7 protein-coding genes are annotated in these 11,336 nt (G+C 71.0%); all 7 read right to left on the minus strand.

Annotated elements, in window-relative coordinates:
- Positions 1 to 3: 3 nt before the first annotated feature.
- Complete coding sequence (gene fxsT / locus JJ691_RS00795; RefSeq protein ID WP_211766855.1) at positions 4 to 4,419, minus strand: FxSxx-COOH system tetratricopeptide repeat protein; 4,416 nt, start codon at positions 4,417 to 4,419, stop codon at positions 4 to 6.
- A gap of 23 nt (positions 4,420 to 4,442) precedes the next feature.
- A complete protein-coding gene (locus JJ691_RS00800; RefSeq protein WP_211766856.1) occupies positions 4,443 to 5,447 on the minus strand; it encodes an AAA family ATPase in 1,005 nt (334 codons plus the stop codon).
- A complete protein-coding gene (locus JJ691_RS00805; RefSeq protein ID WP_211766857.1) occupies positions 5,444 to 6,904 on the minus strand; it encodes a VMAP-C domain-containing protein in 1,461 nt (486 codons plus the stop codon). Before JJ691_RS00805 ends, JJ691_RS00800 begins: the two co-directional genes overlap by 4 nt.
- 9 nt (positions 6,905 to 6,913) lie before the next feature.
- Positions 6,914 to 7,936: an effector-associated domain 2-containing protein gene (locus JJ691_RS00810; protein ID WP_211766858.1), complete on the minus strand. Its 1,023-nt coding sequence runs from the start codon at positions 7,934 to 7,936 to the stop codon at positions 6,914 to 6,916.
- A gap of 133 nt (positions 7,937 to 8,069) precedes the next feature.
- Positions 8,070 to 8,600, minus strand: coding sequence for a hypothetical protein (locus JJ691_RS00815; protein ID WP_211766859.1), 531 nt, complete (start codon positions 8,598 to 8,600; stop codon positions 8,070 to 8,072).
- Positions 8,597 to 9,634 carry a hypothetical protein gene (locus tag JJ691_RS00820; protein ID WP_211766860.1) on the minus strand — a complete coding sequence of 346 codons (1,038 nt, stop codon included), beginning with the start codon at positions 9,632 to 9,634 and terminating at the stop codon, positions 8,597 to 8,599. The genes JJ691_RS00815 and JJ691_RS00820 overlap by 4 nt, the downstream gene beginning before the upstream one ends.
- 10 nt (positions 9,635 to 9,644) lie before the next feature.
- Entirely contained in the window at positions 9,645 to 11,333 is a 1,689-nt protein-coding gene (locus JJ691_RS00825; RefSeq protein ID WP_211766861.1) for a hypothetical protein, read from the minus strand.
- Between the last annotated feature and the right edge of the window lie 3 nt (positions 11,334 to 11,336).

An 11,336-nucleotide genomic window follows, 5' to 3' on the forward strand; every position in this document is an offset into this window, starting at 1 on the left:
CCGTCAGATGATCGGCATCGGCTCGATGTCGCAGTCGGCCCTGTGTCGGCTCTCGGCGTTCAGCGTCGCCGGGTGCTGCGCGCCGAGCACGCCGCGGAACTGCTGCACCACCGCCTCGTGCTCGGGCGCCGCCTCGGCGTCCCGGTGCAGCGCGAACAGGTCGAGGACCCGGTTCAGCGCGACCGCGAGCGTGGATGGGTGACGTTCCCCCAGCCTCGCCCGGGACCGTGCCAGCGTGTCGGTGTCCAGCTCCAACGCCGCCGCGTGATCGCCGCTCGCGGCCAGGTCGCTGGCCAGGTTGGTGGCCGCCACCAGGGTGAACGGGTGGTCCGTGCCGAGTATGTCGGTGAACCGTCGCAGCGCGTCCTGGTCGAGCTGCCGGGCCTCCGCCACCTCGCCGGCCTGCCGCAGCGCGACCGCCAGGTTGGTGGCGCCGACCGAGGTGTACGGGTGCTGCTCGCCGAGGGTGTCCCGGTAGCGTTCCCAGCTCCGGCGGCCCAGGTTGCGGGCCCGGCCGAGCTCGCCGTTCTGGCGGAGGTCGATCGAGAGGTTCATGGCCGCGGCCATGGAATCCGGGTGCTCCTTGCCGAAGCGGCGGCGGAAGCCGTCGAACGCCTCGTTGGCCAGCTGAAGCGCGCCCACGTGATCGCCGGCCTTGCGGCGGGCCACCGCGAGGTTGCGCACCGCGCTCAGCGTCTGCGGGTGGTCGTTGCCGAGCAGGTGCCGGTGCGCCTCCAGCGTCTGCTCCTGCTGGGTGGACGCCTTCACGTACTCGCCGGCTTCGCGGTCGTCCAGCGCCAGGGCGTCCAACGACTGCAGGGTGAACCGGTCGTCGTCGCCGAACTCGCGGCGGCGGCCCTGCCAGGCCCGCTCGTCCAGCTCGCGCGACGCCGAGAAGTCGCCGGTCAGCCGGAGGCTCATGGCCAGGTTGTGCGCGATGAACAGGGTGTTCGGGTCGTCGTCGCCGAACACCCGGCGGGATCGGACGTAGCTGTCCTCGTTGAGTTTGCGCGCGCCGGCGAAGTCGCCGACCGCGCGCAGGTCGGCGGAGACCAGGCCGGCCAGCATCAGCGATTCCTCGTGATCGTCGCCCACGGTCTCCCGCAGCAGCGTGAAGGTGCTTTCATCCAGCGTCTTGGCCCGCGCGTATTCGCCCATGTTGCGCAGCGCCACGCCGGCGCGCCGGGCGGCCGACAGGGTGTCCAGATGGGCCTCGCCGAACTTGTTGTGCCACAGTTGGCGGGCTTCCTCGGCGACCTCGTAGGACCCCTGGTAGTCACCCCAGGCGTTGAGGAAGATCGCCTGGTTGATCACCAGCCGGCGCACCTCGGTGTCGTCGCAGTCCACCGCGCGGGACACGCGCACGTGCGGTTGCAGGCTGCTGTACTCCGGCCAGTGGCGCGGCACACCGGGCAGCTTCGGGTCGGTCTTGAGCAGCAGCAGGTGCGCGATGTGGCGCATCCGCGCCTGTTCGGCCGGGCTCATCTGGTCCTGCACCACCGCTTGCACGATGCGGTGCAGCTGGATGGTGTCGTTGCGGTGGTCCACGCGGGCCAGGCTGTACCGCTTGATCTCCCGGATCGCCCGGCCCAGCGACACCGGCTTCTGCAGCGCGTCGGCCAGTTCCGCCGGCACCGTGGAGTCCCGGAGGTCGGTGAAGATGCCGCGGCTGATCGGCTCCGGCGCGAAGCACGAGCACAGCTGCACCAGCTGCAACGCCTGCGGGCAGTCGCGACGCAGCCGGTCCAGCGACACGTTCCACGCGGCGGCGACAGTCACCGGGTAGTCGATGGGGGCGTTGTCCTGCAACAGATCCACCCGCTGCTGCTCGAACAGGGCCAGGTACTCGGGCACCGACATGCCGGTCTCGGCACACCACGCGCCGGCCTGCTCGATCGCCAGTGGCAGGTCGCCGAGCACGTTCGCCAGCTGCTGCGACTCCTCGTCGGTCAGCTCCGGGCAGCGGCGCTGCAACAGCTCGACGCTCTCCGGCCGGTCGAAAATGTCCACCTCGACCGCGCGAGCCACGCTGGACCAGCGCGGGTTGCGGGAGGTGACGATGACGTGGCCATTGCCCTGCGGGAGGAACTGGCGTAGATCCTCGGGCTGGTCGGCGTTGTCGAACACGAGCAGCCAGCGCATGTCCGTGGTCGGGTTGCGCAGCTCCTCCAGCACCGCCGGCACCGCCACCTGCGGGCTCGGGTCCACGGTGACCAGCTGCATCTTCTGGGCCAGCTCGACGAACGAGGACTGGATCAGCGACGGGTCGTCGGAGGGAATCCACCACACCAGGTCGTAGTCGCCGATGTGCCGGTAGACATATTCCACCGCCACCAAGGTTTTGCCGACGCCGCCCATGCCGTGCAGCGCCTCCGGCAGCACCGCCATCGGCGAGGACGCGTCCAGTCGCTCGCCGAGCTCGCGCAACAGGTCCTCGCGCCCGGTGAAGTTGGCGTTGCGCAACGGCACGTTTCCCCAGATGGGCGGGAAATCGCCCGGTCGCCGACGCTGTCGGGGGCTCTGCACGTCGACGGACACTTCGTCTCCTTCCGGGTGGGGCGCGGGCACGTCTCCGGTCGGCCGCGCCACCGCGGCGTCCGGCTCGTCCACCGTGGGCTGGGGGTGGATCGAGACGCCGCCGGCCCTGGCCGCGGTACCACTGTGGGAATAACTCATGGGGGTGCCTTCTAGTTCATCGGAACGGTTTGGATAAGTTACGGATGGCTCATCCGCAACCTCCGCCCCGACTTGCTCCGACGAGCTTCGGGCCTGCTCCAGCTCGGCCCGCAAAGCCTTGCCCCGTCTGGAGTACTCGCCGCCGAGCGCGGCCATCACGGCCTGTTCGACGGCGGCGAACCGTCGCGATCCGTCGTCGGCGACGTCGGGGTGTTCGGTGGTGTCCGGCGAACGCAGCGCGTCGCGCAGGCCACGCATCGCCGACACGGTCGGCGCCAGCCGGTCCGCGATCAGTCGCAGCACGCGCATCGTGTCCTGGCGGAATCCGGCCGCCAGTAGTTCCTGCCTGACACCGTCTCGGAATTCGTAGGCGACGGATTCCGGATCGGTCACCGCCCCGGTGCCGACCCGGTGCAACAGCCCGGACAGGAATACCTCGGCCAGGTGGGAAAGCCGCGATCCGGGCAGCATTTCCCGTTGCACCAGCATCATCGTCGGCACGTTCAGCGGCGCGGCGGCGAGCAACACGGCCAGGCGGAACGCGGTCCGCGAGGACGCGGCCCGGAACCGCCGCACCCGGTGCTCGGGCGCGGGTTCGGCCGGCGGCTGTGGCTCCGGCTCGGTCAGCGGCTCGTCCAGCCGCGGCGGCCGCGCCATGGTCGGCAACACGGTCAGCGCGACCGGCGCCGGGGCGGGGTCGGCCACCAGCCGGGCCCATCGGCCCAGTGACCGCTCGTCCAGTTCCAGCAAGGGAATGGGCACGACCCCGGGCGGCGGCTCCAGATCACCGAACCCGCACCGCAGCCGGGTGTTGGCCACGCGCGGCGCGGCGGCCCGCAGCGTGGCGGCCGCCGGCTCGAGACTCGACCAGTGCCACAACGACTGTGGCAGCACGTTGACCACCGCGACCGGGCCGCACCGACCCCAGCGGGCCAGCCACTGCTGCGTCATCGACTCCTGCCAGGCGGCCCCGATGCCGTCGGTGAGCACCACGATCAGCCGGCGGCCGGTCGGATCCAGCAGCCGCGACGGCGTGAGCGCCGTGTTGTCGTTCTCGGTGCGCAGCGACAGGGGCTTGACCTGGTCGGTGTCCAAATGGAACAGTCGTACTGTTGAGAATGCGCCCTCGCGTTCCAACAGCGTGCGGAACTCGGCGGCGGTGCGCCGCCAGATCACCATGGACTCCGAGCTGTCCACCACCAGCACCGCCTCAAGTGGACGGTCGGAGGCCGGCCGCATGACCGGTGGTATGCCGTCGAAGCCGGCGGCCTGCTCGGCGGTGGCGTCCTCGTCCAGCTCCTGCCGGAAGCGCGCGGGAACGGTGCGCTTGAAGGGGCGCAACGCCCTGGCGATCTTCCGCCCACTGTGCAGCCCCGGCATCGCCGGCCATTCAACCATCGGCGCGGCCGGTGTGGCGGGCAGGGTGCCGTGACCCTCGCGGGGCCGGCGCAGCCTACCGACGGCCTCGGCCGGGCGGATGCCCGGGCTGGGCGGATCGGGGGCGCGCGGCTGGGGTTGCGTCAGGTGGACCGATCTCCGCGGCTCGCCCCGCTCAGTCGGCAACCTACGGGTTTCCGCAGTGTTGCCAGGGGTTTCCGCCTGCCGGTCTACTTGCTCCTCGTCCCGCTCGCGGGCCAGGTGCGCGGCGACGAAGAACGCGTCCGCGACCTCGAACGGGTACAGGTCCGCCGTGCCGACCGTGTCCGCGCGCCCGTCATCGGTGCCACTGCCTCGCGGTGGCACTGGGAGAGCGCGGGACGGTCCGGTCATTCTGCTTCCGTCAGCCGTTGCCAGACAGTGTCGATAAGACCATCCCACAACTCGTCGTAGCTGTATTCCTCCGAAGTGACGAGATGTACGGCATTCAGTAGCTGATCGGCCGCCAGTCCGTCGACTCGGCGACTGCGGGCCACGAACTCCTGGATGAGTTCGCTCGAACGGGGGGATTCCTTGCCACGAAAGTGCGCGTGCACCATGGCCGCGAGCTGGTCCACGTCCGGATCCTCGATGTGCATGCGCAGGCACCGGCGCAGGAACGCCGGCGGGAACTCGCGCTCGTCGTTGCTGGTGATCACCACCATCGGGAAGGCGCGGCAGCGCACCCGGCCGCGGCGGATCACCGCGGTGCGGTCCGGGTCGGCGGTGTGCACCTCGATCTCCGGCGCCACCTTGGCCAGCCGCACCAGCTCGCGGATCGTGTACTCGCCGTCCTCGAACACGCTGAGCAGGTCGTTGGGCAGGTCGATGTCGCTCTTGTCGATCTCGTCGATGAGCAGCACCCGTGGCCGTTCGTAGGGCAACAGCGCGGTGCCGAGCGGCCCCAGCGTGAGGAAATCGCCGACCTCACGCTCCTGCGACGGCGCCCGGCGCGCGTTGGCCGCCTCGACCCGCCCGATAGCGTCGTACTCGTACAGACCGGAGTTCAGCGTGCTGCGGCTGGTGATCGTCCAGCGCAGCACCCGGCCCAGCTTCAGCTCGCGGGCGATCCGGTAGGCCAGCCCGGACTTTCCGGTACCGGGCCGCCCGGTGACCAGCAGCGGCCGGCGCAGCAGCAGCGACAGGTTCACCGAGTCGACCTCGCGCTGGGACGCGCTCGCCTGCGTGGGAGTGACCGAGCCGAGCCGGCGGCGGTTCTCCGCGTCGTCCTCGGGCGGCGGGGGCTGCACCGGCTCGCCGTCGAAGGCCCGCCACGGCGGCGGGGCCGGAATCGCCGGCCCCTGTCCCTGATCCGGCAGCGGCCAGCCGGTGCCCTGGTAGACCTGCCTGTTCATGTCGCCACCTCCGGGCGCGGGGCCGCCGGTCGGTCGTACAGATCGATGATTCGCTCGGGGTCGTCCCATAAGAGGCTCACGTGCGCCCCGCAGTGTTCGTCGCGGCCGGTCCGCTGCGCCTGGCTGCGCAGCTTGCGCGTGGTCGCCCGCAGGCCGCGCGGACCGGCCGCGACCAGCGTCTCCGCGACCGCCAAGAACTCGTCGAGGGCCTTCGCGTCACGGCACCACAGCACCACCGGCACGCCCTCGCGCAGCGCCACCGTGAGCGCGTCCTGGCCCAGCTCGGCGGCGGCTTCGACGTCATGGTCCAGCAGCACCACGCAGATCTCCGGCTGGTCGGCGAGCGTCGCGACCAGTTCCGGCAGGTAGTTGGCGGACTCCCGCCGACACCAGTGCGCGGGTGCGCCCGTGGACATCGACCGCCATCGGTGCCACCAGTTCTTGTGCCACGACCGGTTGCGCATCCGGTCCAGGCTGCGCAACGCCAGTTCGAAGTGCACGCCCAGACGCCGTTCCACGCCGCCGTCGTTGGCCGCCAGCCACTGGTCGACCTGCAGGTGCATCAGGTCCCTGGGCAGCAGGAACTCCAGCTGGATCGGCTCGGGCAGCCGCCGCCAGTCGTCCTCCGCCCGATCCACCAGGTCGGCCACGTGCCGTTTGATCTGGTCGAGCGTGCCCACCTGGTCCTCGCCCGGCACCGGCTGCCAGTCGTCGCCGCCGGAGCGCCAGTGCGAGAGCACGTACCGGTCGTCCTCCAGCCGGTCCCGTTCGATTCGCATGACCAGGTACAGACTGCCGGTGCCGTCCCGGGGCGCGGCGACGGCCGGCGGGGCCGCCCGCAGCTCGGCCACTGGCCCGGTCATGTCCATGTGCTCGGCCTGCTGGCTGACCCATTCCCGCAGCTTGACGGCGAGCGTCTCGTCGGTCAGCGCGGCCAGCCGCTCCACGAAGATCAGCACCAGCGGCAGGCCGTCGGCGCGGGCGTTGTGCTGCTCCAGCAGGCTCAGCACGTCGTGCACGGTGTGGTGGCCGGACGGCAGCGTGTGCGCGGCCGGGCCGAGCACCTCCTGGTAGAGCTCGTCCAGCGGCGGCAACGACGCCCCTTCCAGCAGGGCCACCAGTTGGTTGCGCTCGACCAGCGGCAGCAGTGCCAGCGGGCTCATGCAGTCCACCAGGGCCACCACCTGGTCCACCGCGATGGACTCCGGCTCCAGTTCCCGGACGGTGTCGACCAGTGCCTGGAGGCCGTCGCGTTCCCGGTCACAGGCCATCACGATGCTGAACAGGTGCAGCCGGGCGCTGCTGTACTCGGCCGGGTCGAAGCCCCGGCCCAGCTTGTGCCGCAGCAGTTCCAGCAGCAGGCCGCGCTCGTTCGCGTGCCGCAGGAACTGCACCTCCTGCAGCGCGTCGACGAGCTGCCCGAGTGATACGCGGCCGCTCTGTCCCTGGTCGTACACGGTCGCGCCTCAGCCCAGTGACCGATCGCCGGGGGCGGGCCGCTCCAGCAGCGCCGCCACCGTGGCGTCCAGTGCGCGGACCGCCGGACTCTCACCCTCCAACTCGTGCACCGTGCCCAGTAGTTCCTCGATGCCGTAGTCGTAGCACGCGCACGTGTTGACGAGGCTGAACACGTGCAGGCGGGCCTGCGGGTGGTAGGCGACCGCGTTGGCGACCTCGGCCCGCAGGTTGTCCAGCAGCAGCCGGCGGCCGGACTCGCTGGCGACGAACGGCACCGCCAGCAGCGCGTCGACGAGCGCCGTCAGGCCGACCTGTGGCTTGCGCGGCAGTCGTCGCTGGGCGACCAGGACCTGTCTCACCGGGTCCTCCGGCTCGGGCTCGACGGTGCTTGGCGGCGCGGACTCAGCCAGCATCGGCGTCGCGGACGCCAATGTTGCTGCCCTTTCATGGGTGTCACCCGGAAGGCGTATCCAGGCGGAGGCGGAGGTTTCCTTGGTCTGGAAGTCGATGCGCCGGTACGTGTCCGGCTGCGCCGCCGGGTCGTGCCGAACGACGCTGCGGTACAGCTCCTCGGACACGATGACCACCAGGTTGACGGCGGCCAGCGCCAGGGCGCGCTTCGCGGCGGGCGCGTCGAGCAGCCGGAACCCGAAATTCAGGGCGTCACCGGTGATTCCGTGCTCGTCCCGGTGGATCTCGCCGGCGTGCAGCGCCAGCCGAAGCCGGGCCCGTGACGGCGGCTCGATGTCCCGGTTGTGCCGGTCGAGGGCGTCGACCAGATGCTCGGGCAGCCGGGCGACCAGCCGGCTCTTGGACACCATGGGCGGCACCAGGATCATCACGCCGTCGCCGAGGTCGGCCACGTCGCAGTCCTCCCAGGGGATGTCGGAGGCGGTGAAGGCGCTGGTCAGCGCCGAGTAAACGCCGCTGCGGACGGACAGGTGGTGGTTGTCCATCCGCGTCGGGTCGCCGAAGCGCTCGACGTCGACGAGCACCATCGACACGTAGTGGGCGTCGAGGTGGTTCTCCATCGATCTAGGGTGCCGCCGGGCCGCCCACCGCTGTGCGTCATTTGACACAGAAAGCCGGGGCCATACCAGTTCGACCGGCCGTCCGGGGGACCAGTCGCACGGCCGTCCGACGGAACCGCTTGCCCTGCCGGTGTCACGTGACGTGGACGAGCATCGAGGGGCGGACCCGCCGCCAGGCGACGACCAGGAAGGCGATCAGGCCGAGGAACGGCAGCGAGCAGACGATCCAGCTCAGCGCCAGCGGCGGGCCGGGCTGGCTGAGGACGGTGAGGGGCACGGTGCCCTCGCCGTGGCCCTGGGGTCCGTCGAGCGCGAAGGTGAACTTCCAGGTGCCCTCGGTCGACAGCGAGGAGACGTCCAGGCCCCAGACGTCCCGCTTGCGCGGGTGGCGGGCCAGTGGGACGGCCCGGCTGTGGCCGCCGGCCGGGCCGGTGCGGACCAGGGTGCCGGACTTGCCGGTGATGCCGCCGTCGGGGATGAAGGTGAAGTCCAGCGACTGCATGGCCCGCAGCGGCCAGGTGGAGAAGCCGACGGTGAGGCCGTAGGGACCGGCCTGGACCCGTTCGGTGTGCACGATGTTGACCGGCTCGTAGGCGAAGGCCGGCGCGGCGGTGGCCACCGGCAGCACGAGAGCGGCCAGCACGACGAGGAGACGCTTGATCATGCGGTGACCTTCTCCCGGATGCGGAGCATGGCGCCGAATCGCGCGCCGAGGTAGCCGCCGAGCAGTCCGAACAGACCGGCGGCGACGGTGCTGGCGAGCAGATCCGGCAGGGCGACCGGCCGGCTGAAGCCGAGGTATTCCTGTTGCACGACAAAGGTGAAGCCGAGAATGAGGCCGGCGACCGCGCCGGCCAGCGCCGGGCTGCGCCGGACCAGCAGTTCGATCGCGATGGCGGCGACCACCGCGAACAGCGGGATGCCGGCCGGGATGAACGGCGGCTCGCCGCCGAGCCCGTCCCGCAGCGGCAAGCCGACCGCGTCGGCGTAGGTCACGGCGGCCCACGGTGTGAACACCCACAGGATCGCTTGCATGGCCAGCAAAGCGGCGGCGGTCGCCAGTGCGATCCCACGACGGCCGATGGCCACCCGGGCCAGGACGAGCAGCAGCACGGTGATCAGGGCGGTGGCGGCGGCGATCGTGTTGAACGGCAGCGGCACGCCTTCGAACGCGTTGGCGGTGATGGGGAAGAAGGTCATCAGCACCGGGACGCTGATCGCCATCGCGATCCGGCCCCACCGCTGCTCCCGCGCCGCCGCGGCCACGATCACGGCCCCGATCATCGTGATCGAGATGGTGGTGAACAGCGCCACGTGCGGCGGCGAGTTCAGCACCGCGTCGAAGCCGTACACGGTGTGCCACCACAGATCGGTGAGGCCGTACACCAGGAACGCGGCGGCCCCGAGCCCGGTGACGAGGTAGCCGAGCGGGGCGGTGAACCGCCCGCCGAACACTCGGATCGGGATGCCGCCGTCGCGTGGATCGGGTGTCTCGCCGCGGCGCTGCGCGGCCGTCACGGCGAGCACCACGACCAGGCTGGCGATGCCGGCGATCGCACTGCCCGAGTAGATGAACAGGTGCGGCAGCGTGAAGAACGTGTCCGGCCCCACGTCGATGTGCCACTGCACGTCCCACGAGGTGCCGATGAGCGATATCCCCGTGCCCAGCAGAACAAATCCGGCCGCTATCGGCCTCATCCCCGCCCCCTCATCCCGTCACCGTCACCGGTGACACGTGTTCGTCCACTCCGGACTGGTCTCGCACAGTGGTGACGATCTCCCACTGGCCCGGCATCATCAGCGGCAGGCCGGTGACCCGGAATTTCCCGGTGTCCGTGGCCACTGCCGGGATTTCGCCGGTCGCGTAGCCGGTGGTCGGCATGACCGCCTGCACGCTCACGGTCGCGCCGGCCGACGGCGTCACGTCCAGCTCCACGGTCCCGGTGTCCACCAACCGGGCCGTGACGTCATGTTTTCCTTGCTTGGCAACAGGCGCCGGGGCGACGTGCACGGTCAGCGGGATCGTCTCGACCCGGTAGTTCCGCTCCACCTGGATCCAGGCCTGGTAGTCGCCCGGCAGCGGAAACGTGTACGTGAAAGCCACATCCGGGCCGTAGGCGGCGACGGTCTCGTCCGGCGCGCTGTCCCCGTTCACCGGCATCAGGCCGCCCATCGAGCCGGCGGCCATGGCCATGCCGGTCATGTCGCCGCCCATCGAGTGCGCGTGCACCCACACCGGCGCGGCTTGTGCGCCGCCGGGGCCGAGCGGCCCGACGGCGATCAGGTGTCCGAGCATTCCCAGCCAGGGCTGGAGATCCGCCGCGGCGCCGACGTGTGCGTCGATGGTTCCCGGTTGACCGGCGGTGAAATCCGGCACGGTGACGTGGACGTCCGGCTCAGTCTGTTGCGTGGCAACAGTGTTGTCACCCGTGGCGTCGATCCCGGTGGTGGACCGCACCAGTTGGACGCCGCCGCCGGTGCGGGCGATCTCGGCCGACAGGGCGTAGTGGCCGGCGACCGGCAGCGTCAACGGGAACTGGAACACCCCTGGGGCCACCCGGATCGGATGCAGGTGCCAGAGCTGCCCGGACGGCCCGATGACGATCAGGTGCAGCAAGGCGCTGTCGTGCACCATCAGATCGTCCACCGGCCGGCCGGTCGCGCCGTCGGTCAGGGCCAGCGTGAAGTCCAGAGGCTTTTGCGTGGCAACGGAAGTCGGCGACAGCGACAGGTTGGCCGGCTGGCGGGAGTAGTCGCCGGTCAGCGGTTGGGCCAGCCGGTAGGGATCGGTGGTGTTGACGCCGTCGGCGTCCAACTGCGTGCCTGGCTGCGGTGGCAACGGCAGCGTCGTCGACAGCACGGCCCCGGTGATCGCCACGGCCAGCCCGGCTATCGCGCCGCCGACCGGGATCATCGCCCACCACCCCCGCCGGGACCGGGTGGCGACGACGATGGTCGCCACCAGGCCCACGCCGGCGAGGAGAAAACCTAGATATACGGCCTGTTCCGGTGGACTGATCGGCTGCGCCGAGACCACGAACGGGATGCGTGCCACCCGCTGCCCGTCGTCGATGGCCAGTTCCCACCGCCCGGCGGTGTCCACCCGCAGATCGCCGCCGTAGGAGCCGGGCCGGGCGCCGAGGGCGACGGCGGTCCCCTCGGCCGAACCCGGGCCGGTGATCGACAACCGCAGCGTGCCGGCCGGAGAGCCGGCGTGGGTGAGCACGTCGACGTGCAGCGGGCCGGGCACGCCGGTGACCCGGCGCAGCGTCACGGTCAGCTCGCGGTCGCCCAGCGTCTGGGCCACGTGCACGTCGCCGCTCGCGGACGCGGAGTCCGCGTAGGCCGGCGCGACGAGCAGCAGCCCGAGCAGGAGGGCCAGAACAGTGGCTTTCATCGT

The organism is Kutzneria sp. CA-103260 (assembly GCF_018263855.1).
GTDB lineage: Bacteria > Actinomycetota > Actinomycetes > Mycobacteriales > Pseudonocardiaceae > Kutzneria.